Source organism: Mesorhizobium sp. WSM3879, assembly GCF_002294915.1.
Taxonomy (GTDB): Bacteria; Pseudomonadota; Alphaproteobacteria; order Rhizobiales; family Rhizobiaceae; genus Mesorhizobium.
The window spans coordinates 45,897-69,872 of record NZ_NSFZ01000005.1; the positions used below are offsets into that span (position 1 = coordinate 45,897).

Genomic DNA, 23,976 nt, shown 5'->3' on the forward strand with positions numbered 1-23,976 from the left:
TGGTCACCTCACGCACCGACGGTTTCACCGGCCGCTTCCTCAGCGGCCAGTTCTTCCTCGGAAATCCAGCCGGCCTTCTTGCGAGCGGTCAGCACCATCTGCTCGGCATCGGCGCGCGAGACGCCGTGATCGGCGAGCACACCGGGATAGACCTTGGTCTCGCCGTCCTTGCGTTCCTTCCAGCCGATCAGGTCGTCGGCGGCATAGCCGGCGAAGTCCTCGATCGTCTTCACGCCGTCCTCGCCGAGGGTCACCATCATGGCCGTGGTGATGCCGGGGATCTCGCGCAGCTCGTCCTCGACGCCGAGCGCCTTGCGCTTCTCGTCGTGCTCGGCCTCGATCTTCTCCAGATATTCGCGGGCGCGCGACTGGATTTCCGAAGCGGTGTCCTCGTCGAAGCCGTCGATCGAGGAGATTTCGCCAGAATCGACATAGGCGACTTCCTCGACGCTGGTGAAGCCTTCCGAGGCAAGCACCTGGCCGACCATCTCGTCGACATCGAGGGCTTCCATGAAGAGGGCCGAACGCTCGACGAATTCCTTCTGGCGGCGCTCGCTCTCTTCCTGCTCGGTCAGGATATCGATGTCCCAGCCGGTGAGCTGCGAGGCAAGACGAACATTCTGGCCGCGGCGGCCGATGGCCAGCGACAGCTGGTCGTCCGGCACGACCACCTCGATGCGCTCGGCATCCTCGTCGAGCACTACCTTGGCGACTTCCGCCGGCTGCAGCGCGTTGACGATGAAGGAAGCGGCCGAAGGCGACCACGGAATGATGTCGATCTTCTCGCCCTGCAATTCGCCAACCACCGCCTGGACGCGGCTGCCGCGCATGCCGACGCAGGCGCCGACCGGATCGATGGAGGAATCCCGCGAGATGACGGCGATCTTGGCGCGCGAGCCCGGATCGCGGGCAACCGACTTGATCTCGATGATGCCGTCGTAGATCTCCGGCACTTCCATGGTGAAGAGCTTGGCCATGAACTGCGGATGCGTGCGCGACAGGAAGATTTGCGGGCCGCGCTGCTCGCGGCGCACGTCGTAGACGTAGGCGCGGACGCGGTCGCCATATTTGTAGTTCTCACGCGGGATCAGCTCGTCGCGGCGGATGATCGCCTCGCCGCGGCCGAGGTCGACGATGACATTGCCATATTCGACGCGTTTGACGGTGCCGTTGACGATCTCGCCAATACGGTCCTTGTACTCGTCATACTGACGATCGCGCTCGGCCTCGCGCACCTTCTGGACGATGACCTGCTTGGCCGACTGCGCGGCGATGCGGCCGAAATCCATCGGCGGCAGCTGTTCGGCGATGAAGTCGCCGAGTTGGGCGTCGGGATTGCGCTCGCGCGCCGTGGAAAGGGCGATCTGCGTCGCGTAATCCTCGACCTTCTCGACCACTTCCATCAGCCGCTGCAGCTTCATCTCGCCCGTATTGGGATTGATGTCGGCACGGATATTGGTTTCCTGCCCATAACGCGAACGCGCCGCCTTCTGGATCGCATCGGCCATCGCGGCGATGACGATCTGCTTATCGATCGACTTTTCACGCGCGACCGCATCGGCGATCTGCAGCAGTTCGAGCCTGTTGGCGCTTACAACCATTGTCTTTCTCCCGACTTCGCTCCGGGCATCGGCCCTGAAGCTCGATCAACTTTCCTGTTCGGTTTCGTTTTCTTCGCCGGCGATTGCATCTTCTTCCGCTTCGCCCCGGCGTTTTTTTGCTTCCTTGCGGGCCCTGTTGTCCTTCGACAGGGCCTCGCGGATAAGATCGTCGGTCAGCACCAGGCGCGCCTCGGCAATCGCGTCATAGGGCACGCGTACCGTCGGCTCTTCGCCATAGGCCGCCTTGTCGCGCTCCAGCAAAATGCCGTCGGAGTCCGCCTCGGCGATCTTGCCTTTGAAGCGCTTGCGGTCGCCGATGAGGACCGACGTCTCCATCTTGACCAGATGGCCGGTCCAGGTGGTGAAATCCGATTTGCGCACCAGCGGCCGGTCGATGCCCGGCGACGAGACTTCGAGATGATACGCCTTTTCGATCGGATCTTCGACATCGAGCGCAGGCGAAACCGCGCGGCTGACCTCTTCGCAATCCTCGACGGTCATGGTGCCGTCGTCGCGCTCGGCCATGATTTGCAGCGTCAGCCCGTTCTGGCCGGTCAGTTGCACCCGCACGAGGCGGAAGCCGATGGCCTTCAGCACCGGCTGTATGATCAGCGCAATGCGCGCATCGATACCGCTTTCGCGGATGATACGGTCGTCGGCCTCGCTTGCCGCTGCGGTCATAAGTTTCCTGTCGCCTTGTCGCTCCGGCCGGCAGGTAACAAAAAAGAGCGGGACCGGGTGGACCCACTCTTCGTCATACCGACCAAGAATTTGAGGCTGATATAAACGATCCCGCCCGGCGTTTCAAGCCTGACGATGCATCGGACAAGCCCCGGGGGGTAGCAGCGTTGCGTGCCGAGCATGGCGGCTATGCGCCGGCGCCTCTGTAATCTTCGCCTGCCGGCACCCATCTATGCTGCAGTGCAGAAAGAAAGGTCGCGCGCACTGGCGCGCGAAGGTATTTGTCATGGACCGTGGATTGTTTTTTGTGATTGGCGATTTTCTTGGCACGTTCGGCAGCGCGGCTGCCGCATCGCGGGCCGTCGAGGCGAACCGCAAGCCGCGTCGCAGCGACCTGAAGAAACTCGGCATCGACCCGGCCGCTTTCGACAAGCTCGGCCGCTTTTAGGCCGCCCACGGAAGAAACGGACAATAACTGAGTACGAGCTTAAGCCTCGAGGCGCAGAATTCGTTGGCGGTCGCGGCTTCTTCGAGAGGCAGCCCTCGCCCCTACTTCTGGGCTTCTACGAGCGACGCAGCGATTGCAGCAATCGAACGGAACAAGACAAGCGGATCGTCCTTCGTCGGCAGAAATCCCCGTCTTTGCCAGAATTGCGCCGCCTCCCCGTCGATTGCATTGACCATGAGCGCACGTCCTCCAATCAGATCTGCAGCCTGAACGCAGCGCTGAAGCGCGTGCTTCAGCAAGCCAGTGCCGACACCGCGCCCAGCCCATTCTGTATCGGTCGCAAGCTGGCCAAGGAGAAGACAGGGCACCGGATCGGGCGGTTGCCCTGTGCGGATCGACCGGGGCAAGATCGACGGCACCACAGCCGTCGGCGCCAAGCCATAATATCCGACCACTCGGCCGGCCTCGTGGACAACGAGAACGGCCGTGAAGCCTTTCTCCTGATTGGAGAGCGCGCGCGTTTTCAGCCAGTGATCAAGTGTAGGTTTCCCGCAGGAAAACCCGGAAACGTCGTGAGCTGCGCCAAGCGGTTCGGGAGCCGATAAGGCCACGGCCTAGCGCTTTGCTGCGTAACCGGCTTCCCAGGGCGCGGGCCGCTTTGCCAATTCCACCATGTCGGGAACCGGAGCGACCGGGGCTGACAGAACCTCCATAAACTCCGCGAAGCCTTCCGGGCTCATGCGGATAAGGCGGCTGTCCATCAACACATCTTCGGCCGCGCGCACGGCAGCATCGCGCACGAAATCCGTGCGGGACCGGCCGCGGAGAGCGGCGGCACGATCAATGATCGCCACGTCCGCCTCCGGCAGGCGCATCGAGATCGGGTATTCCTTACGTTCCACCGTGGCGGCCATAATTATCTCCCTGCCGTTTATATGGCTAATATGGCAGCATGTAGCGCGAACTGCAATACATGAATCATCCCAGGCCGGCCGCAAGCCGGGTTCTCTGCGACCGGGAAGACCACTTTGCAAGCGATCGCCCGCTGCTGAGCGGCTGGTTACCGGTTCCTGGGAAGTTAGTGCTCGGTCGGCCTACTTCCGGATAAAGGTCAGATAGGCGGGCCGCCTTCCCGCGCGAAGGGCCTTCGCCTCGTAGCGGGTGCCGGGCCAGCCCTCATAGGGCGTGTGCCAGTCGGCAGCCTCGTTTGCCTGCCAGGCGAAACTGCCATTGGCGCTGCAGGCGAGCAGCGTCCAGTTCACATAGCTGTCGATATCGGAGGCGAAGCGGAATCTCCCGCCCGGCTTCAGCACCCGGGCGAACCGGTCGAGATTGGCGGGGCTGACAAAGCGCCGCTTCCAGTGCTTCTTCTTCGGCCAGGGATCGGGATAGAGCAGGTCGATGCCGTCGAGCGAGGCTGGCGGCAGCCAGTCGAGCAGACGCGTGGCGTCGTCGTCATAGACTTTCAGATTGGCGAGCGGGCGCTTGTCGAGCGCCGTCATCATCTTGGCCATGCCGTTGACGAAGGGCTCGACGCCGATGAAACCGGTCGCCGGAGCCTCCGTCGCGCGATGCAGAAGATGTTCGCCGCCGCCGAAGCCGATCTCGAGCCGACAGGCTGAAACCTCCGCCTTGAACAGCGTTCCAAGGTCCGCGGGTGTCTCCGCCGTCAGGTCGAGGCGATAGGCGCGCAAGCCACGTTCAAGCGCCTCGGCCTGCTGCGGACGAATGGTCTTGCCGTGCCGGCGGCCGAAAAATCCTTCGGTCGCGCGGCTTGGCCTGTCGGTTGGCTCCATGAACAGGTCTGGCGACGCCGTCAGGCGGCAATCGCATCGGCAACCGCGTCCTTGAGCGCCTTGGCAAGGTCCGTCTTCTCCCAGGAGAAGGAACCGTCGCGGCCGGCCTTGCGGCCGAAATGGCCATAGGACGAGGTTTTCGCGTAGATCGGCTTGTTGAGGTCGAGATGACGGCGGATGCCGGAAGGCGAGAGATCCATCACCTTGCGCAGCGCCTCCTCGAGCCTGGCCTCGTCGACCCTGCCGGTGCCGTGCAGGTCAACATAGACCGACAGCGGCTGGGCGACGCCGATGGCGTAGGAAAGCTGGATGGTGCAGCGGTCGGCGAGCTTGGCCGCTACCACGTTCTTGGCGAGATAGCGCGCCGCATAGGCAGCCGAACGGTCGACCTTCGTGGTGTCCTTGCCGGAGAAGGCGCCGCCGCCATGGGGCGCCGCACCGCCATAGGTATCGACGATGATCTTGCGGCCGGTCAGGCCGGCATCGCCGTCGGGCCCGCCGATCACGAACTTGCCGGTCGGGTTGATGTACCAGTTGCAGTCGTCGGCGACCTTGAGTTCGCCAAGCGCCTCGCGGACGTAAGGCTCGACGACATTGCGGACCTTCTTCGAATCCCAGCTCGAGTCGAGGTGCTGGGTGGAAAGCACGATCTGCGTCACTTCCGCCGCCTTGCCGTTGGCATAGCGCACGGTGACCTGACTCTTGGCGTCCGGGCCGAGCTTGGCGGCCTCGCCGTTGCCTTCGTGGCGCGCGGCGGCAAGCAATTCGAGGATCTTGTGACTGTAGTAGATCGGCGCCGGCATCAGGTCCGGCGTCTCGCGGCAAGCATAGCCGAACATGATGCCCTGGTCGCCGGCGCCTTCCTCGCCCTGGCGGTCGGCGGCATTGTCGACGCCCTGGCCAATGTCCGGCGACTGCCCGTGCAGCAGCACCTCGATCTTGGCCGTCCTCCAGTGGAAGCCGGCTTGCTCGTAGCCGATCTCACGGATGGCCTTGCGGGCGACCGATTTGAACTTGGTCGGATTGACGACCGGGTGGCCCGCCGCATCCTTGAGGATGTTGCCTGCCTTGTCCTTCTTCAGCAGCGTCTCGGGAACCCTGACCTCGCCGGCGATGACGACGCGGTTGGTGGTGGCCAGCGTCTCGCAGGCAACGCGCACCTTCCACGGGTCCATGCCCGTCTTCCTGGCCTCGCGATAGACGAGATCGACGATCTCGTCGGAGATACGGTCACACACTTTGTCGGGATGGCCTTCGGAGACGGATTCCGAGGTGAAGAGATAGTTCTGCCGCGTCACGGGTGTCCCCTCTTGAAAAGGATCGGCAAGGCTGCCGATTTTGGCGCGCCACGTGTTAGCGGTGCCGGGCGCCGCTCGTCAAGCGGCGCGACAGATCTGGCATGACTATCGGCACAATCAACTTGTGCCACCGGCGGCAGGGCACCGCCGGCGACATGAGCCTGGATTCACTCGGCGTCGTCCGGCGAAAGGGACTTCACAAGATCGATAATCCGGCGCCGCACCTTGACGTCGGGAATCTTGACGAAGGCACGATTGAGCTGAAGCCCTTCCGGGCTGCCGCAGAATTCGATCGCGAAAGTCATCGAGGCATCCTCGGCAAATCCCCGATTGCCGGCGACGGCCTCCTGACCCGGGGCGTCCTCGAAGAAGAAGGCGACAGGGACGCTCAGGATGGAGGCGATTGCCTGCAGGCGGCTGGCGCCGACCCTGTTGGTCCCCTTTTCGTACTTCTGTATCTGCTGAAACGTGATGCCGAGATTTTCACCCAGCTTTTCCTGGCTCATTCCAAGCATATTGCGACGCAGCCGAATACGACTGCCGACATGAATGTCGATCGGATTCGGCTTCTTCTTGTTCTCTTCTGTCATTTTTTCCTCGCCGAATTTTTCCGGCTTTTTTCTATTTTTGCCGCCCAAACGAAACCGGAGCCACCTGCCCCAACAGACCCCTCCAACCGACTTCGAGAAAATTTTAGGCGTTACAGTATGAGTTTCTAATGTGCCGACTGTCAATTCACCCGTAGCCGCTGCCTTACATTCAATGTGAAGGCCGCGAGGGCAAACAGCAACATGATCAGCAATCCGTTAATTCGCCGCTGATCGGCGGTTAGCAGGGCGCGCCCGGAAACCGGCACATGGGCGTCGATGGCGCCGCGCGCATCGACCGCCAGGGCATCGACGATGCGCCCACGCGAATCGACAACGGCGGAGATGCCGTTGTTGGCCGCACGCAACAAAGGCACTCCATTCTCCACCGCACGAATCTGCGCCTGCCTGAAGTGCTGGTAGGGGCCTGGCGTGTCGCCAAACCAGGCGTCGTTGGTGACGTTCACAATAAGCTCGGATGACGCTGCATCGATGGCAACGAGGTCAGGAAAGATGACCTCGTAACAGATAAACGGAACGGCGCGCAGGCCGTTCGGCACCGCGATCGGATGGCGTTCGTTGCCGGCGGCGAAATTCATCGGTCCGGCAACGAGCTGACCTATGCCGAAACGCTCGAACAGGCCGGCAAAAGGCAGATATTCGCCGAACGGCACCAGATGCACCTTGTCGACAGCATCGACGATCTCGCCCTTGTCGTTGATCGCCACCACGGAGTTGTAATAACGGCTGCCGGCATTGCCTGCGCCACCCTCCTCGCGCACCACGCCGGCGATCAGCATCTGGCCGTCGCCCAGCATATCGCCCAAGGCCGTCAGCGCGTCCGGACGCTCCGTGAACAGGAACGGCACGGACGTTTCCGGCCACAGGATCAGTTGCGGCTTGGCATGGCCTTGCTCCGGTGCCTTCGCCGAAATCCCCATCAGCGTGGCGAAGATGCGGTCGCGCACCGAGGCATCCCATTTCTCGGTGAGGTCGACGGCGGGCTGAACGATGCGCACGTCGATCGAGCGGGTGGCCGGCGGGGCTGGGATGGCAAGCCTGAAATAGCCGAAGCCGACGTGAGCGGCAACGAGAGCGACGAACAAGGCCAAGCCCAGCCTGAGATGCCGGCGCGCCGCGACAAGCGCCGGCAGGGAAAAGACAAAAACGGCGAGCGCGTTCATGCCGATCATGCCCGTCACCGACACGCTTTGCATCAGGAGGGGCACCGGCATTGCGGCATAGCCGACGGCATTCCAGGGAAAGCCGGTGAACAGGAAATCGCGCAGCCATTCCGCAAGGCCGAAGCCGAAGGCAAGTGCGGCGATGCGGCCGATATCACTGCTCCAGCAAAGCCGCGCCACGAGCGTCGCGAAACCATAGAAGAAGGCGAGCCCAAAGGGGATGCCGACGACGGCGAAGGGCAGCGCCCAGGCGAAGCTGTCGGCCTCGACAAGAAGGGCCTGGCCGATCCACCAGAGGCCGGCGAGGAAATAGCCGAAGCCGAACCACCATCCGATGGCGAAAGCCGGGCGAAGGCGACGCAGCCAGCCGTCGGAGGCTTCACCGGTGGCGCCGTCGAGCAGCCAGACAAGCACCGGAAACGAGACGAAACAGACGGCGAAGAAATCGTAAGGTGCCTGGGCGAGAACCGCGAGCGCTCCCGCGACAAACGCTACCAGCGACCGCCGCCACCCCCACAGCAGAATTATCCGGCCGGCAAAGCGCTGCATTCAACTTTCCAAGTCGCGCGAATCAGGCAGCCAGAGATTTAACAGGCCGAGCCGGATGCTCCAAACATGAGTGAGCGCAACCAAATTCACGGTCGCGCTAACGGTGCCACCCTTCAATGCTGAGGCCGCTCAGTCGCTCGGCCTCCTCTTTGGGCACAATGCGCACGGTCTGTGTGGTCATCGATCGGCATGAGCGAATATCAGGCCTGCTCGGTGCGCGCCGCGCGGCGGCGCTGCCGTTCGCCCTTCGGGCTCTGCACGATGCGCACCCGCTTGACGCGGCGCGGATCGGCGTCGAGCACGTGGAATTCGAAGCCCGGTATGGCCTGCACCACTTCGCCACGGGCCGGAACCCGGCCGAGCGTGTTGAAGATCATGCCGCCGATGGTGTCGACATATTCGCCGTGCTCGCCGGCGGCGAAATCCTCGCCGATCATCTTGGCGACCTCGTCGATCTCGGCCTTGCCGTCGACCACGAACACGCCGTCTCCGATCCGGGTGATCATCGGCTCGTCGTCGTCGTGCTCGTCCTCGATGTCGCCGACCACCATCTCGACGATGTCTTCCAGCGAGGCGAGGCCGTCGGTGCCGCCATATTCGTCGATGACCAGCGCCATCTGGGTCCGCGTCGTCTGCATGCGCCCCATCAGGTCGGAAGCAAGCATCGATGGCGGCACGAACAGCACCGGACGGATCAGGTCGAGATCGCCGATGGTGCGGGCGAGATCGACCTGGGCCAGATCGAGGATCGTCGGCGCCTGGGTCTTCCTGTTCGCCCGGCCCTTCTTGACGCGGGCGACCTTGGTAATGTGGGCAAGAACGTCGCGTATGTGGACCATGCCGCGCGGATCGTCGAGCGTTTCGGAATAGACCGGCATGCGGGAATGACCGGACTGTTCGAAGAGGCCAAGCAGATCGCCAAGCGAGGTGGTGATCTCGACCGCCTCGATATCGGCACGCGGCACCATGACGTCCTCGACGCGCACTTCGCGCAGCCGCAGGATGTTGTTGAGCATCGCACGTTCGCCGGGCGAGAAGGATTCGGCATCGGTGGCCGTCTCGGCCAGCGCGTCGGCGATCTCCTCGCGCAGGTTGGTGCCGTTGCGGTGCCTGAACAGGCCTAGCACGCGATCGAAGAGAGAAGGACCGGCATGCGGAGGCTCGGCGGCCACGCTGCCGGTCGGAATACTCGGACTGGAGCCCTCTTCCGATTTTTCGGAAGGCTTGGCCGCACTGCCGGCGTCCGGACGGGCGGCAGTTTCTGGTTTGTCGTTCATCGCCATCAGGTCAATTGGTCTTTTTTGTTACGCGTAGGGATCGGGAATGGCAAGCCTCGCAAGCGCCGCGCGCTCGATCGCTTCCATCTCCTCGGCCTCGGCGTCGGTCTCGTGATCATGGCCCAGAAGATGCAGCAGGCCATGGATGACGAGATGGGTGATATGGTTCGCCAGCGGCTTGTCTTCCAGTGCGGCCTCACGCGCAACGGTCTCGGAAGCAAGCACGATGTCGCCCAGCATCGGCGGCAACTCGGCGCCTTTCGGAACGGAAAAAGCCGGGAAAGACAGTACGTTGGTCGGCTTGTCTTTGCCGCGCCATTCGGCGTTGAGAGTGCGGATATGGGCGTCGTCGGAAAAAACGACGCTGAGCTCCGAAGCGCCGCTCGCGCCGGTTTCGGCAAAGGCGGCAGCGACGGCCTGATCGACCAGGTGCGCCAGCTCGGCCTCAGGGGGCCAGTCGCCGGCCTCGACGAAAATATCGATGTCGACCGGCGTCTTGCCGCTGGATCCCGGATTTTCAGCCATGGGGCTTGGATCAGCTCTCGGCGCCGAGGCCCCTGGCGAACTTGCCGTCCCGGTCATAGGCCTTGACGATCTCGGCAACCAGCGGATGGCGCACGACATCGCCCTCGTTGAAGCGGACCGTGACTATGCCCGGCACGCCGTCGAGGATGCGCAGCGCCTCGACCAGGCCCGACTTGGTGTTGGGCGGCAGGTCGATCTGGGTCGGATCGCCGGTGACGATCATGCGCGAGTTCTCGCCGAGACGGGTGAGGAACATCTTCATCTGCATCGGCGTGGTGTTCTGCGCCTCGTCGAGGATCACCGCGGCATGCGCCAGCGTGCGGCCGCGCATGAAGGCTAAAGGCGCGATCTCGATAACCTCGGCGGCGATCGCCCGCTCGACCTTGTCGGCCGGCATCATGTCGTATAGCGCGTCGTAGAGGGGCCGCAGATAGGGGTCGACCTTCTCCTTCATGTCACCGGGCAGGAAGCCGAGCCGCTCGCCGGCCTCGACCGCCGGGCGCGACAGCACGATGCGCTCGACCATGCCGCGCTCGAGCAGCATCGCCGCATGGGCCACCGCCAGATAGGTCTTGCCGGTGCCGGCCGGGCCGATGCCGAAGACCATTTCGGAGCGCTCCAGCGCGCGCATATAGGCGTCCTGGTTGAGCGAGCGGGCATAGATCGTGCGCTTGCGCGTGGCGATCTGGGCGGCCGAAACCTTGCCCTTGCGCTCCATGGTGGGCAGCGTCAGCTGGTCGTCGGCGGCGATCGCCATGCGCACGGCGCCGTCGACGTCGGACTGGCCGATATCGACACCCTTCTGCAGAATGCCGTAGAGCGTGTCGAGCGCGCGGCGCGCCTGCTCGGCGGCCGAAGCTGTGCCCTTGATCGCAAGCTGGTTACCGCGCGAACGGATATCGACGCCGAGCTTCTGCTCGAGACGGGCCAGATTCTCGTCGAACTGGCCGTATAGGGCGCTGGCAAGCTTGTTGTTGTCGAAGGTCAGTACGATGTGCGCCATGTCGGAGGCCCCGGATGCCTGGTTCTGGGGCGGATTCTTCAGTTCAGCAGCGCTCAACCGTCTCTCCTCATCTGCCGAGGCTTGTGGCTATGCATGTCGTTGTCCCGAAACCGCGAGCACTTTTTGGGCGACATGCATCAGGCCAACTCGGCGAACAGGCTGTTGGGACCTGTCTTCGTGATTCGTACGTCGATAATGTCACCGATTCCGCCGGCCTTGTCGTCAACAATAACAGGCTGCAGCCAGGGCGAGCGGCCGACGATCTGACCGGCATGGCGGCCGGGCTTCTCGATCAGCGTGCTGACGGTGCGGCCGACCAGGCTGGCGATGAATGCCTTCTGCTGCTCGTTGACCAGCGCCTGCAGGCGCTGCAGCCGCTCGTCCTTCACGGCTTCCGACACATGGCCGTCCATCTCGGCGCCCGGCGTGCCGGGACGCGGCGAATATTTGAACGTGAAGGCCGAAGCGTAATTCACCTCGCGCACCAGTTCGAGCGTTGCCTCGAAATCCGCTTCCGTCTCGGCGGGGAAACCGACGATGAAGTCGCCGGCCATGGCGATATCGCCGCGCGCGGCGCGGATGCGATCGATGAGGGCCAGATAATCGCGTGCCGTATGCCTGCGGTTCATCGCCTTCAGTATCCGGTCGGAGCCAGACTGCACTGGTAAATGCAGATAGGGCATCAAGGCCGGCAGGTCACGGTGCGCGGCGATCAATTCATCATCCATGTCGCGCGGATGGCTGGTGGTGTAGCGCAGCCGCGCCAGGCCGGGAATTTTCGCCAGGCGGAAGAGCAGGCGGCCGAGGCCCCATTCCTCGCCGTTTTCGCCCTCGCCGTGCCAGGCGTTGACGTTCTGACCGAGCAGCGTCACCTCGCGCACGCCAGCCTCGGCGAGGCGCTCGGCCTCGGCGACGATCTGGGCCACCGGCCGCGAGACTTCGGAGCCGCGCGTATAGGGCACGACGCAGAAGGTGCAGAACTTGTCGCAGCCCTCCTGAACGGTAAGGAAAGCGGTGACGCCGCGCTTTGCCAGCTCGGCGCGCTTCGGCTGCGGCAGATGCTCGAATTTGTCCTCAATGGCGTAGTCGGTCTCGACGATCTTCTCGCCGCCGCGCACCCTCGCCAGCACGTCGGGCAGCCGGTGATAGGTCTGCGGGCCGATGACGAGATCGACGGCCGGCGCACGGCGTATGATTTCCGCCCCTTCGGCCTGCGCCACGCAGCCGGCGACGCCGATCAGCAGCTCACGGCCGGCCTCGGCGCGCTCGGCCTTCATGTCGCGGATGCGGCCAAGCTCCGAATAGACCTTTTCGGCTGCCTTCTCGCGGATGTGGCAGGTGTTGAGCAGCACCAGATCGGCGTCTTCGACGGCGTCGGTGGCGACATAGCCGTCGGCCGCCAGCGCATCGGTCATACGCTGGGAATCGTAGACATTCATCTGGCAGCCATAAGTCTTGACGAAGACCTTTTTCGCCGCCCGGGCATGCACCGGCTCGCGCTCGGGCGCGGTGCCGATGTCGTGACTTTCAATCGTGTTCAATTCCATCGGGCGGCTTCTAACGCCTTTCCGCGACAAAAAACAGCCAATTCCGGCAGGATACGGCGCCGCGCGTCGGTTTTTCAAGCTATGCGCTGACGACTGGGACGCGGCTCGGCGAGCGCAGCCTGCATCATCTCGCGCACTCTCGCTTCCATCAATCTTGCCGTTTCCTTGCGGTTAGAACCCTTGGAGAAGGGCACCGGATCACCGAAATGCACTTCGGCATCGAGCGAGCCCTCGGCAAGCAAACCCTTCAAATGCGGTATCAGGTCCTGGTCGCCGATCCAGGCGGCGATCGGCCGGTGACGGCGGCCCATCGGCACGCCATGCAGGCGCGTATAGGCGATCGCCACCGGCTGGATGAAGACCTGGTCCGCCGCCCCTTCCGAAATCGCCATCGAGGCGGCGCCGAACAAGGTGCTCTTGAACGGCAGCACCAGATTGCCATCGCCGGTCGACCCCTCGGCGAACAGCACCATGGCATCGCCCTTGGCCATGCGTCTGGCGATCTCGCTCGCCTGGTCGCCGGAGGTGCGTTTGCGCTCGCGCTCGATGAAGACGGTGCGCTGCAGCTTGGACAGCATGCCGATCATCGGCCAGCCTTCCATGTCGGCCCTGGCGATGAACTTCACATCGACAAAGGAGCCGAGCACCATGATGTCGGTCCAGGAGATGTGGTTGGCAGCGATGAGCAAGGGGCGCTCTTTCGAGAGCGCGCCTTTGACGTGCACGCGCATGCCCAGCGCCTTGAGGATCATGCTGTGCCAGATTTTGAGGACGACCGTCTCCGGCCAAAGCCTCGTCTTCATCGACAGGAGCTGCAGCGGCGCCAGCACCAGCGTGCCGGCGGCGACGAGGCCGAACGCCAGGAAAATCCGCAATTTCTTGATCATTCGCTCCGGCCCTATCCCACGGTCTGGCTAGCGAAGATCGCGGCGCATGACAAGCGCGCCGGTCGGGCCGTGCTCGGTCGACCGGTAGTAGTTCGGACGCTGGCCGACCTGACGGAAGCCGAGCCGGCGATAGAGCGCGATGGCCGGCGTATTGGTCTCGTCGACCTCGAGGAACAGCGCCTCGGCGCGCTGCGCATGCAATTCGCGCAGCACCGCATCGATCAATTGCCAGCCAAGCCCCTGGCGCCGATGGGCGCGAGCCACCGCGACCGTAAGGATCTCGCCCTCGCCTGCCGCGAGCCGCGCCAGCACGAAACCGACCGGCGGCTTCGCACCCTGCCCGGTCTCGCGCGCGGCGTAACCGAACACGGTGTCCTGTTCGAGCAGTGCCGCGAACTCGCCATCGGTCCAGGGGCGAACGAAATCCTCGCGATGCAGCACCGCAACGGCGGCGCTGTCGGCCACCGTCAGCGGCTCCAGCGCATAATCCCTGCGGCGCGGCTGAAAGAAAGGTATGCGCATCAGGATTTTTTTCCCTTTGGTGCATGATCTTCTCCAGAACCCGGCTTCCCGGATTCATGGCTCCGCCTTGGCAGAATGAAACCGGCCTGCGGCTTGGCGTCGGCGCCGCGCAGATAGAGCGGCTTCGGCTTTGCGCCTGGCCCTTTCGCGGCGGCCAGTCGGGCATAGGTCGCTATGTCGGCTGTGGCAACGGCCGGCCCGGTGTCGAAACCATGTCCGCTCGCCGCGATCAGCGGCGCGGCGGTGCCGGTGAGGACCGCTTTCGCATCGACTGCCATTCCGGTCGCTTGGGAAAGCGTGGCCACCATTGGTCCGTAAGTCAGAACTAACGCTTCATCGAAAAGTGCCGCATGGAGTTCCTCGCGGCCGGCGTCGAGCGCCGCCAGCACGGCGCGGCCGGGAAAGGCATTCGCGGCCTCCGCCGCCAACGCTTCCAGCGTCGTCACGCCGATGGCCGGGATCTTCAGCGCCAGGGCCAAGCCGCGCGCGGTCGAGACGCCGACGCGCAGGCCAGTGAAAGAACCGGGGCCGATCGAGACGGCTACAGCGTCCAAGCCTTGGTAGCCGATCCCGCTGGCCTTCAATGCCGCCTCGATGACGGCCATCAGATGCTCGGCATGCCCTTTGCCGAGGTCGAGCACCTGGCGGCCAAGCTCGATGCCAGCGTCAGCGTCGTGTACGCAGGCGGCGCAGAGATTGGCGGCGCAGTCGATGGCGAGCAGCTTCATAGGGCCGGTTAACCAACTGGATCAAAACACATTCCCTGTGCCCGGCATGGCCCGCCGCCGCAAGGGCCACGCCGCATAAATGTCATGCGGCTTGGCTTTAGCGCGACATCAGGAAGCTGGCCTTGACAGCGATCAGCCCGCAGCCGCGATGCGCAGCACGTGGTTGTCCCAGACATAATCGGGTTCGGCGCGCGTCCCGCCCGGACCGCCGACGATCTCGCCAGCGCCGGTCGTTGCCATGAAGTCGGCGCCGTCCGGCGCGAGACCGCAAACTTCGACCAGCGACTTCGTCGCGATAACGCGTCCGCTGGCGGCATCGATGACGGCCAGCGAATTACCCTCCGGCGAGGTCACGGCGACGGTGCCGGCATCGGGATTGGCGGCAACCGAGCCGATATAGTTGCGGAAGCCCGACAGCACGTCCTGCGGCATCTCCAAAAGCTCGAGCTGCTTGCCGCGCGCGGCGCGGCCGACCAGCGCCGGCCGGTCGATCGCCGGCCCGCGATACTGGCAGCCGAACCAGACGGTGCCCGTCCGGTCGCGGTCCATGTGACGGATCGACAGCTGATGCAGCGCCGGCGGCAATTCGTGCTTTTCGATCAGGTCGCCAGTGATGCGGTCGACCAGCGCGTAGGACGGCTTCATCGTTGCGATGTTGAGCTCGGCGCGGCCGAAATCCGGATGCGTTTCGATGCCGCCATTGGCGATGGCGAGCGTCCTGCCGTCGCCGAGCAGCAGCAGTTCGTGCGGACCCATGCCGTAGGTCGGGAACTCGCCGACGCGGCTGAACTTCGCCCGCGCGTCATAGACGCCGACGACGCCGGCGGCGTTGTCGAAATCATTTTCCGTTGCATAGAGCAGCGCGCCGTCGGGCGAGAACACGCCGTGACCGAAGAAGTGCCGGCCGGCAATGCTGGCGATGATCAAAGGCTTCTCGCGGCCGGTGTGGTCGAAGGCCATCGCGAAGGTGCCGGGCTGGCGGGCGAAGACGACCGAGCGTTTCGACACTGGATCGAACGCGACGTCGTGGCCACGGTCGGGCAGATCGAGCGTGTGCAGGATCTTGCCGGCCTCGGAGAGCACGGCGGCGCCGAAGCCGCCGTCGCGCCTGACGAAGGCCGTGGCGAAGACGGCGTCCGTTGCAAGCGTCTCCGCCCAGGCGCGCGGCGCCATCGCCGCGGCGAAGCCGGCGCCGGCGGCACGCAGAAAGTCGCGGCGATCGATGAGCGGCGTCGTCACGGCGTCAATCACCATCCAGCGACGAAAAGCCGGCGGTGAGGCCAAACTCGGCGGTCATCCTGGTGCCGATCAGGGTCGAGAGGCTGGAGGTGATCAGCGCGAGATGCTCGAGCTTGTCGCGTAGCACCGGATCGGCGAGCGTCTTGTCGATCGGGCCGCTAACAGACTTCGCCGTCGCCACGCCGTTGGTCAGCTGGATGTGGATGGATTCGGCCATCCACCGCGCATCGGCGGGCAGCGCATCGCCAAGCTTCGAGGCCTGGAACAGCTTGTCGATGCCGGACAGATTTCCGGCCAGCGAATTCAGCGTGTTCTGCGAGCGCCAGTAGATCGCCTGCTTCGGCTTGTCAGCATCGGGCTTCGCGCCAAGAAAACCCTTGAGCCGCACGTCGCGGATCATTTCCAGCTCATTGATAAAAACGCCGACCAGTTCCGTCACTGCTTCGGTGCCATCACGATAGAGCGGGTTCTTCGGCCCCGGATTGGCCCAGAGCGAGGCAAAACCATCGGGCTTGCTCCACGCTTCGCGGACCTCGCCGGCGATCGCTTGGATGTTGCTGGCCACCGCCGCGCCGTAGGCGCAGCGATAGGGATCGTCCTTACTGGCAAGCGTTTCGGCGCCATCGCCGAACAGCACATATTCCAACGCACCGAGGCCCTGCATGGCCACGCTCTTTCCCGCGAGTTGCGCCGGATCGGCGGCGGATGGATCCTTGGCAACGAGGGTCGACTGCACCTGCCTCAATCCGATGCTCTTGCGGTCCGGCCAGTAGAGCATGCGCTCCAGCCGGTTGTTCTCCTTGACCGGCCCGAAGGCGATGATCTCGGCCACCGACCAGGCTTCGACGGTGGCGGCAAACTCGGTACGCGCCGCGTCGAGATTTTGCTGGGACGGCGCATTGCAGAGCTGGCGCATCGCCTGGGTCAGGGTCCCGGCATGGTCGTCGAGGCTGGCGTAGGCCGGTCGGACAAAGCCGTCGATCGCGCGTCCGATAACATCGGAAGCTTTGACCGCGGCCTGGGTCGGCAAGGCCGCGGCCAGCAAGAAAGGAAGGGCAAGCGCGGCGGCACGTCGGTTAAACATCAGAGCGACTCCAGGAATTTGATCAGCGCATCGCGGTCGGAGGCAGCTGCGCCGGCAAAGCGGTCGCGCGCCTTCTGGCCCTCGCCGCCGTGCCACAAGATCGCCTCTTCGAGCGTCCGCGCGCGGCCATCATGCAGATAGAAGCTGTTGCCGTTGACCGTGGCGGTCAGGCCAATGCCCCAGAGCGGCGGCGTGCGCCATTCGCTGCCGCTCGCTTCCCCCACGCGCTGCCCGTCGGCCAGACCCTCGCCCATGTCGTGCAGCAGGAAATCGGAATATGGCCAGATCAATTGGAAGGCTTGCGCCTTGTTGGGCGTGCCGCGCATGGTGACGAATTTCGGCGTGTGGCAGGAAATGCAGCCCATCTCATAGAATTGCTTCTTGCCGGAAAGAACCTCCGGCTTGTCGACGTCGCGCCGCGCCGGCACAGCGAGGTTCTGCGAATAGAAGGTGACGAGGTCCATGACCGGGGGCGGCGCTTCGGCCGCGCCCAGGCGCTCTTGGACGCCATTCGGCAGGGTAAGGCAAGCCTTCTCAGCCTCGGTGCAATCGCCCCAATGCTTCGGCACTTCGGGCGTCGAGATGCCGATATCGCCGGCAAAGGCATCGGCGGCCTGCTGCCGGATCGATGCGGCCTGCGCTTTCCAGCCGAAGCGGCCCAAAGTTATCGCGCCGCTCAACTCCTCGCGAACTATGTTCGGCCGGCCGGAGATGCCGTCGCTGTCGCGGTCATGCGGATCGGCAAGGGCGAGGATGTCGGCCGGGGCGATCTCCTCGATCAGTCCCAGCCCGATCATTGGCGGCGTCAGGCGCGGCGACAACGTCGTGCGCGGATCGAGCGGGCCATAGCGCAGATTCTCGACCGAGTAGCGGGGCTTGCGCAGCAAAACGACGGCACCGTCGCCCAGCGTGACCTTCTCTTCCGAATAGTCGATGCGCATGCGGCCTTCACCCTTGAGGCCGGGAACGGCCAGATCCTGCAATTGCGAGCCATAGACAGGATCGGGGAAATTCGGCAGCTTATGGTTGGCAAGTTCGGCTCTCTCCTCGGCATTGCTTGCATCGCGCGCCAGCCGCAAGAACATCGAGGTCAAGCCTGTGCCGCTTTCCGGCGGTCGGCCGCGACCATCCTTCAGATGGCAGTTCTGGCAGGCGCGTTCATTGAACAGCGGCCCGAGCCCGTCGGACGCTTGGGTCGATGACGGCGACGACACCCAGTTCTTGCGAAAAAGCGCATTGCCGAGCTTGAAGGTCGCTTCCTCGTCGAAGGTGATGTTGGCGGAAGGCTGCGAGAAGGCGTCGCGGTTGACGCCCTTCCTCGACGTGCCGGCGCCGCCCTGCATCAGCTCGAACGGTTCGGGCTTTGTAAAGTCGGTCGTAGGCTTGGTGACCGCCAGCACCCGCGCCTGATCCCCCGGCGTCAGATCTGTGCGGCTCGTCGGCAGACCCGCCGGCTCGCCCGCCATGGCGGGAGCAGAAAGCGTGATTGCCAGCAGGAGCGTGGCACCGCGCCAGATCCGGTATCGCGGGTTCCTCGGGAGCAGCAGGCCGGCTATCTCGGCCCGCCGCGAGCGGCGCGAAAAATCTATCGGGCGCCGCATTCCCGCATGTCCTTACTCCGCCTCGTTGGCCGAGTCGGCGTTGAGCTGGCCGTACTTTTCCTCGCCGATCGAGGCGAGCAGGTCGAGCTGACTCTCCAGGAAGTCGATGTGGCCTTCCTCGTCCGTCAGCAGATCCTCGAACAGTTTCATCGACACGTAGTCGCCCGCATCCTGGCAAATCTCGCGCGAGCGCTTGTAGGAGGTGCGCGCGTCATATTCGCCGGCGAGATCGGATTCGAGCACTTCCTTCACATTCTGGCCGATACGCAACGGCGCGACCGACTGCAGGTTCGGATGGCCTTCGAGGAAGATGATGCGGGCAACCAGCCGGTCGGCGTGATGCATTTCTTCGATCGATTCCGCCCGCTCCTTCTTCGCCAGCTTGGTGTAGCCCCAGTCTTCGAGCAGACGATAATGGACCCAGTACTGATTGACGGCACCAAGCTCCAGAAACAGGGCTTCGTTAAGCCGCTCGATGACCTGCGGTTCGCCTTTCATGGGTTCTGCTCCCGAATTGGCCGCGCAGTCCTCTGACGCGGTCCAGGTGTGAAACGATATCCGCGCCGCTCCCCTCTGAACGGGCGTGGTAGTTCTCGGTGACCCGAATGATCGTTTCCACCACATTTGGAAAGCAGCCGCAACAGCGGCCGCGCTTGCGCATGGCATGATAGACCTTGGCCGGCACGATAAGCTGCCAGGGATCTTCATCGAGCAGACCGATGATCGTCTGCTCGATCTCCTTCTCGGTGATGATGTTGCAATGGCAGATCAGCATTCACTTGCTCTGGCTAGCGGCGCTGTTCCGGCGCCGTTTGGCTTGTTTCTCAATTGAGCATGATCTTGTCCAAAAACCGGCTTCCACTTTTTGGGATCATGCTCGGGTGCTACTTGAACACCTTGTCCGGAGCATCAAGGCTGTCGGAGCCCTCGAAGGCGATGGCATTGAGCTTGAGCGAGCCGACCGCGCGTTCGATCGACTTGGTCTGGTCGATCAGCGCGTCGATCGCCGCCTGCACAGTGGCGTTGCCTTCCGCATTGCCTTCGGCGATCTGCTGGTCATAGGCCTCGCCGGCCAGCGCCCGCGCCTTGATCGCTTCCATCTTGGCGACCGAAGTATCGAGCTTGTCCGACAGTTCCTTGTCGATCGCCGGATCGGCCACCTTCACCATGTCCGACACCGACGGGCCGGAAACCACGGTGCCGTCGAGACGCGTATAGTTGGCGTGATAGGCGGCGCGAATGCCGATCGCATCATAGAGATGCGAGTTGTAGGTGTTGTCGGAGAAGCAGTCCTGCTCCTCCTCCGGGTCGTGCAGCAAAAGGCCGAGCTTCATGCGCTCGCCGGCCAGTTCGCCATAGGAGAGCGATCCCATGCCGGTGAGGATGGTGGAGATGCCGGCATTCGGCTCGCCATCGACGAGGGTCTTGCGCGCGGCGCCGTCTTCTTTCCAGTTGTTGACCATCTCCTGCAGGTCGGAGACCAGAAGGTCGCTTGCCGACTTCAGATATTCCGCGCGGCGGTCGCAATTGCCGCCAGTGCAGTTCTTGAGATCGTAGTCGGTGTACGGGCGCTCGCCGGCGCCTGGACCGGTCCCGTGCAGGTCCTGGCCCCAAAGCAGGAATTCGATGGCGTGATAGCCGGTCGCGACATTGGCCTCGACGCCGCCGGCTTCCTGCAGCGTGCCCGAGAGGAATTCCGGCGTCAGCTTCGAGGCGTCGACCTTCTTGCCGTTGATCTCGATCTCCTTGTTCGCAATGACGTTCGCCGTATAGAGCGAGTTCTCGTCCGACTCGGTGCCGTAGCTCTTGGCGACATAGTCGATCAGGCCTTCGTCCAGCGGCCAGGAATTCACCTTGCCTTCCCAGTCGTCCACGATCTTGTTGCCGAAGCGGTAGACCTCGGTCTGCTGGTAAGGCACGCGCGCCGCCTTCCAGGCGTCGCGTGCAGCGTTGAGCGTCTCTGCCGAGGGCTTGGCGAGAAGCGCGTCGACGGCCTTGTCGAGCGCCTCAGCCGTGATCAGCGAATCCTCGTATTTGGCGAGCGCGATGTCGGCATAGGTCTTGATCACCGCCTTCGCATCGGTTTCGGCCTTCGCCGGCAGCACGAACACGGCCGCCGTCAGCGCCGCGGTGGCGCCGATCGCGGCAAGCCTGCTGCCCCAACGCAGCGCAATAGTTCGCGGCGTGATTATCGCTTTCATCAATCCCATCTCCTCAGAAATTCAATGACATAGGCATGCGGCCGCCGGCGCGCGGCGCCAGCGCAAGCACGAATGACCGGAAAGGCAAAGTTGCCGCGCAATGGCGCGGCCAATCAGCAAAAGACACCGAAATGCCTCCAATCGAAAGGGTTCAAGGCCCAGACATCAAAGGAATGCGCCGAGAGCGCGGCCCTCCATAAAGCGGCGGAGCGGCTGGAAGTCAACTGGCGGTACAGAGAAAATTCAATTGAAACAACAGTTTAGAATTATTCTAAACTGGAATTATCAACTTTAAGCCGGCGAATGCGGCGGACATCCGGATTGACAGGCGGCCATCCTGGGTGCGACCCGGACCACGGCTCTTGCGGCGGCGGCAGACAATCGCCACTTGGCGGAAGATCCTAGATTTGAGGCAAAAAGGGCTGCGATGAAGAACGGGGTGGTCATTGTCGGTGCGGGTCATGCCGGCGTGCAGGCGGCCGCTAGCCTGCGTGAGGAAGGCTATGACGGGCCGGTCATCCTGATCGGCGACGAGAACGAGCTGCCCTATCACAAGCCGCCGCTGTCCAAGACCTTCATCAAGGATGCCGAAGCCAAGCCGCAGCCTTTGCGCGGCGAGGCCTTCTATTCCGGCAATGCCATCGACTACCGGCCGGGCGTTTGGATCGACAGGATCGATGGCGAGCGCAGGCTGGACGTTTCCGGCGGCGGCACAATTGCCTTCGACCGGCTGGTGCTGGCCACCGGCTCGCGGCCGCGGCTCCTCAAGCTCGATGGCGCGGAGCTCGCCGGCGTGATGTCGCTGCGCTCGCTGGCCGATGCGCGGCTGATCCGCGAGTTGAGCGCGCAGAGCGAGGAGGTCGTCATCCTCGGCGGCGGCTTCATCGGCCTCGAAATCGCAGCGACGCTGAGGGCCGCCGGCCGCAGGGTCACCGTCGTCGAGGCGCTCGACAGGCTTCTCGGCCGCGCCGTGGCGCCGGCAATCGCGGCGCATGTGCGCCAGCGCCTGGAGGCGATGGGCGTGCGCCTGCTCACCGGCACCACGGTTGCCCGTCTGGAAGGCGAAGGCGGCCGCGTTTCGGCCGCGATCACGTCAAGCGGCGAGCGCCTGCCGGCGCAACTGGTGATTATCGGCATCGGCGTGGTGCCCAATGTCGAGCTGGCCGAAGCCGCCGGCATCGCGATCGCCAACGGCATCCGCGTCGACCAGCATATGCAGAGCTCGATCCCGGAAATCCTCGCCGTCGGCGATGCCGCCTCCTACCGGCACTGGTTCACCGGCGGCGACGTGCGGCTGGAATCGGTGCAGAACGCCACCGACCAGGCGCGGCTTGCCGCGCGCACCATCGTCGGCCATGCCGAATCCTTCGCGGCCGTGCCTTGGTTCTGGTCGGATATCGGCGACATGAAGCTGCAGATGGTCGGCCTGACGCAAGGCGGCGACAGCCATGTCGTGCTGGGCGAGCCGGCCGAGAACAAGTTCTCGATCTACCATTATGCCGGCAACAGACTGCTCGGCATCGAATCCGTCAACCGCCCGGCCGACCACATGCTCGGCCGCAAGATGCTCGGCGCCGGCTTCTCGCCCGCGCCTCACACCGTGGCAGCCGGGCCGGATGCGCTGAAGGCGGCGCTTGCGGCCTTCAGCCAGGACGAGCCGGCAAGGGCCGCAGGCTGACGCGCTTACCCTCCCCCTTGTGGGGAGGTAGGGTTGGCTCAAGCCGCCCGCGCCTCGCGGATCGAGGTCTCGAGGATATCCAGCGCCTCGGTCATGACGCCGTCCTGGATGGTGATTGGCGACAGGAAGCGGATGACGTTGCTATAGACGCCGCAGGTGAGCAGGATGAGGCCCTTGTCGAGCGCCTTCAGCCGCACCGCATTGGCTAATTCCGCCGAGGGCAGGCCCTTGTTCACATCATTGAACTCGACGGCGTTCATGAAGCCCGGGCCGCGGATGTCGACGATCTCCGGCACGTCCTCGCGGATCGACGCCAGCCGCTGCTTCAGCCTGGCGCCGAGCGCGTTGGCGCGCTCGCACAGCTTTTCTTCCTCGATGACGTCGAGCACGGCATGCGCCGCGGCGACGCCGATCGGACTGCCGCCATAGGTGCCGCCGAGCCCGCCCGGTCCAGGCGCGTCCATGATCTCGGCGCGGCCGGTGACGGCCGACAGCGGGAACCCGCCGGCGAGGCTCTTGGCCATGGTGGTGAGATCCGGCGCCACGTCATGGTGCTCCATTGCGAACATCTTGCCGGTGCGGGCAAAGCCGGTCTGCACCTCGTCGGCGACAAGAAGGATGCCGTGCTGGTCGCAGGTCTTGCGCAGTGCCGTCATGAAATCGCGCGGCGCCTCGTAGAAGCCGCCCTCGCCCTGCACCGGCTCGACGATGATGGCCGCGACCCTGGCCGGATCGACATCGGCCTTGAACAGCTTGTCGAGCGCTGCAAGCGAATCCGCGACCGACACGCCGTGCAGCGCGACCGGGAACGGCGCATGGAAGACATCGGCCGGCATGGCGCCGAAGCCAACCTTGTAAGGCACGACCTTGCCGGTCAGCGCCATGCCCATGAAGGTGCGGCCGTGGAAGCCGCCGGAAAAGGCGATGACCGCCTGGCGACCGGTGGCGTTGCGCGCGATCTTGATGGCGTTCTCGACGGCCTCGGCGCCGGTGGTGACGAAGACGGTCTTCTTGTCGAACTTGCCGGGCAGCATGCCGTTCAGCCGCTCGGCGAGGCGCACATAGCTCTCGTAAGGAACGACCTGATGGCAGGTGTGGGTGAAGCGGTCGAGCTGCGCCTTGACCGCTTCGATCACTTTCGGATGGCGGTGACCCGTGTTGACCACCGCAATGCCCGACGAGAAGTCGATGTATCGGCGGCCCTCGACGTCCCAGATTTCCGAATTCTCGGCACGATCGGCGTAGATCTGCGTGGTCATGCCGACGCCGCGCGAGATCGACTGGTTCTTGCGTTCGGAAATGGCTGAATTCTTCATCTCACACCTCATCGGGCCGGCGCCCGCTCCGTTTTGATGCCGTCAAAGCCTCTTCTGACCTTATTTCAGGTTTTCCTCAAGTCGGCACATTGGACCAGTCGATTGGGCCTGCCGAAAGGCCGAAATCGATCTCGACCAGCCAGTCGATCGTCAGGCAGAAACAGTTTCCTTTTCCGGCCGATGGATTATCCTCGCTGCAGCCGCGACGCGCCGCTGCCGGGAAC

24 protein-coding genes are annotated in these 23,976 nt (G+C 64.0%); 2 read left to right on the plus strand and 22 right to left on the minus strand.

The window, feature by feature from the left end; all coding sequences use genetic code 11:
- Nucleotides 1-8: 8 nt before the first annotated feature.
- Together nusA and rimP are read right to left on the minus strand one after the other, a co-directional pair.
- The gene (nusA, locus tag CK218_RS13215; protein ID WP_066996346.1) at nt 9-1,601 is read right to left on the minus strand and encodes a transcription termination factor NusA; all 1,593 of its coding nucleotides are present in this window, start codon (nt 1,599-1,601) and stop codon (nt 9-11) included.
- A gap of 45 nt (nt 1,602-1,646) precedes the next feature.
- On the minus strand, nt 1,647-2,282 hold the full coding sequence (gene rimP / locus CK218_RS13220) for a ribosome maturation factor RimP (protein WP_095777503.1): 636 nt from the start codon (nt 2,280-2,282) through the stop codon (nt 1,647-1,649).
- Between the two features lie 232 nt (nt 2,283-2,514).
- Between rimP and CK218_RS13225 the strand changes: the two genes are divergently transcribed.
- Complete coding sequence (locus tag CK218_RS13225; RefSeq protein WP_066996340.1) at nt 2,515-2,730, plus strand: hypothetical protein; 216 nt, start codon at nt 2,515-2,517, stop codon at nt 2,728-2,730.
- 101 nt (nt 2,731-2,831) lie between these two features.
- Here CK218_RS13225 and CK218_RS13230 read toward each other — a convergent pair whose 3' ends face one another.
- The 19 genes from CK218_RS13230 to CK218_RS13320 all read right to left on the minus strand — a co-directional run bounded on the left by CK218_RS13230 (nt 2,832) and on the right by CK218_RS13320 (nt 20,758).
- Nucleotides 2,832-3,341, minus strand: a complete 510-nt coding sequence (locus CK218_RS13230) for a GNAT family N-acetyltransferase (protein ID WP_095828020.1) — start codon at nt 3,339-3,341, stop codon at nt 2,832-2,834.
- Nucleotides 3,342-3,344: 3 nt separating this feature from the next.
- Complete coding sequence (locus tag CK218_RS13235) at nt 3,345-3,644, minus strand: DUF1778 domain-containing protein (protein ID WP_066996334.1); 300 nt, start codon at nt 3,642-3,644, stop codon at nt 3,345-3,347.
- A gap of 180 nt (nt 3,645-3,824) precedes the next feature.
- A complete protein-coding gene (locus CK218_RS13240) occupies nt 3,825-4,526 on the minus strand; it encodes a tRNA (guanosine(46)-N(7))-methyltransferase TrmB (RefSeq protein WP_095777506.1) in 702 nt (233 codons plus the stop codon).
- 20 nt (nt 4,527-4,546) lie between these two features.
- Nucleotides 4,547-5,824 carry a methionine adenosyltransferase gene (metK, locus tag CK218_RS13245; protein WP_066996328.1) on the minus strand — a complete coding sequence of 426 codons (1,278 nt, stop codon included), beginning with the start codon at nt 5,822-5,824 and terminating at the stop codon, nt 4,547-4,549.
- A 167-nt stretch (nt 5,825-5,991) separates the two neighbouring features.
- On the minus strand, nt 5,992-6,414 hold the full coding sequence (locus CK218_RS13250) for a helix-turn-helix transcriptional regulator (protein ID WP_066996325.1): 423 nt from the start codon (nt 6,412-6,414) through the stop codon (nt 5,992-5,994).
- Nucleotides 6,415-6,554: 140 nt separating this feature from the next.
- Nucleotides 6,555-8,144 carry an apolipoprotein N-acyltransferase gene (lnt, locus tag CK218_RS13255; protein ID WP_095828021.1) on the minus strand — a complete coding sequence of 530 codons (1,590 nt, stop codon included), beginning with the start codon at nt 8,142-8,144 and terminating at the stop codon, nt 6,555-6,557.
- 200 nt (nt 8,145-8,344) lie between these two features.
- Complete coding sequence (locus tag CK218_RS13260) at nt 8,345-9,421, minus strand: hemolysin family protein (protein ID WP_066996489.1); 1,077 nt, start codon at nt 9,419-9,421, stop codon at nt 8,345-8,347.
- 27 nt (nt 9,422-9,448) lie between these two features.
- Nucleotides 9,449-9,946 carry an rRNA maturation RNase YbeY gene (ybeY, locus tag CK218_RS13265; RefSeq protein WP_066996319.1) on the minus strand — a complete coding sequence of 166 codons (498 nt, stop codon included), beginning with the start codon at nt 9,944-9,946 and terminating at the stop codon, nt 9,449-9,451.
- 10 nt (nt 9,947-9,956) lie between these two features.
- Nucleotides 9,957-10,949, minus strand: coding sequence for a PhoH family protein (locus tag CK218_RS13270; protein WP_245299624.1), 993 nt, complete (start codon nt 10,947-10,949; stop codon nt 9,957-9,959).
- 137 nt (nt 10,950-11,086) lie between these two features.
- Nucleotides 11,087-12,496 carry a tRNA (N6-isopentenyl adenosine(37)-C2)-methylthiotransferase MiaB gene (gene miaB, locus CK218_RS13275; RefSeq protein ID WP_095828022.1) on the minus strand — a complete coding sequence of 470 codons (1,410 nt, stop codon included), beginning with the start codon at nt 12,494-12,496 and terminating at the stop codon, nt 11,087-11,089.
- 74 nt (nt 12,497-12,570) lie between these two features.
- Nucleotides 12,571-13,383: a lysophospholipid acyltransferase family protein gene (locus CK218_RS13280; RefSeq protein ID WP_095828023.1), complete on the minus strand. Its 813-nt coding sequence runs from the start codon at nt 13,381-13,383 to the stop codon at nt 12,571-12,573.
- Nucleotides 13,384-13,410: 27 nt separating this feature from the next.
- Nucleotides 13,411-13,905 (minus strand): ribosomal protein S18-alanine N-acetyltransferase, encoded by a 495-nt coding sequence (gene rimI, locus CK218_RS13285; RefSeq protein ID WP_095777510.1) that lies wholly within the window; start codon nt 13,903-13,905, stop codon nt 13,411-13,413.
- Nucleotides 13,905-14,633 carry a tRNA (adenosine(37)-N6)-threonylcarbamoyltransferase complex dimerization subunit type 1 TsaB gene (tsaB, locus tag CK218_RS13290; RefSeq protein WP_067324508.1) on the minus strand — a complete coding sequence of 243 codons (729 nt, stop codon included), beginning with the start codon at nt 14,631-14,633 and terminating at the stop codon, nt 13,905-13,907. The genes rimI and tsaB overlap by 1 nt, the downstream gene beginning before the upstream one ends.
- Before the next feature lie 132 nt (nt 14,634-14,765).
- The gene (locus CK218_RS13295; protein ID WP_095828207.1) at nt 14,766-15,872 is read right to left on the minus strand and encodes a DUF1513 domain-containing protein; all 1,107 of its coding nucleotides are present in this window, start codon (nt 15,870-15,872) and stop codon (nt 14,766-14,768) included.
- Nucleotides 15,873-15,876: 4 nt separating this feature from the next.
- Nucleotides 15,877-16,956, minus strand: coding sequence for an imelysin family protein (locus CK218_RS13300; protein ID WP_095828024.1), 1,080 nt, complete (start codon nt 16,954-16,956; stop codon nt 15,877-15,879).
- Nucleotides 16,956-18,557: a di-heme oxidoredictase family protein gene (locus tag CK218_RS13305; RefSeq protein WP_095828025.1), complete on the minus strand. Its 1,602-nt coding sequence runs from the start codon at nt 18,555-18,557 to the stop codon at nt 16,956-16,958. The genes CK218_RS13300 and CK218_RS13305 overlap by 1 nt, the downstream gene beginning before the upstream one ends.
- Before the next feature lie 12 nt (nt 18,558-18,569).
- A complete protein-coding gene (gene bfr, locus CK218_RS13310; protein ID WP_067324504.1) occupies nt 18,570-19,055 on the minus strand; it encodes a bacterioferritin in 486 nt (161 codons plus the stop codon).
- A complete protein-coding gene (locus CK218_RS13315; protein ID WP_066996295.1) occupies nt 19,021-19,332 on the minus strand; it encodes a (2Fe-2S)-binding protein in 312 nt (103 codons plus the stop codon). Before CK218_RS13315 ends, bfr begins: the two co-directional genes overlap by 35 nt.
- A gap of 109 nt (nt 19,333-19,441) precedes the next feature.
- A complete protein-coding gene (locus CK218_RS13320; protein ID WP_170950300.1) occupies nt 19,442-20,758 on the minus strand; it encodes an imelysin family protein in 1,317 nt (438 codons plus the stop codon).
- 427 nt (nt 20,759-21,185) lie between these two features.
- Here CK218_RS13320 and CK218_RS13325 point away from each other — a divergent pair, with 427 nt between their 5' ends.
- Complete coding sequence (locus CK218_RS13325; RefSeq protein WP_095777515.1) at nt 21,186-22,436, plus strand: FAD/NAD(P)-binding oxidoreductase; 1,251 nt, start codon at nt 21,186-21,188, stop codon at nt 22,434-22,436.
- A 38-nt stretch (nt 22,437-22,474) separates the two neighbouring features.
- On the opposite strand, the gene CK218_RS13330 is transcribed toward CK218_RS13325, so the two are convergent.
- Nucleotides 22,475-23,752 (minus strand): 4-aminobutyrate--2-oxoglutarate transaminase, encoded by a 1,278-nt coding sequence (locus CK218_RS13330; RefSeq protein WP_095828026.1) that lies wholly within the window; start codon nt 23,750-23,752, stop codon nt 22,475-22,477.
- Between the last annotated feature and the right edge of the window lie 224 nt (nt 23,753-23,976).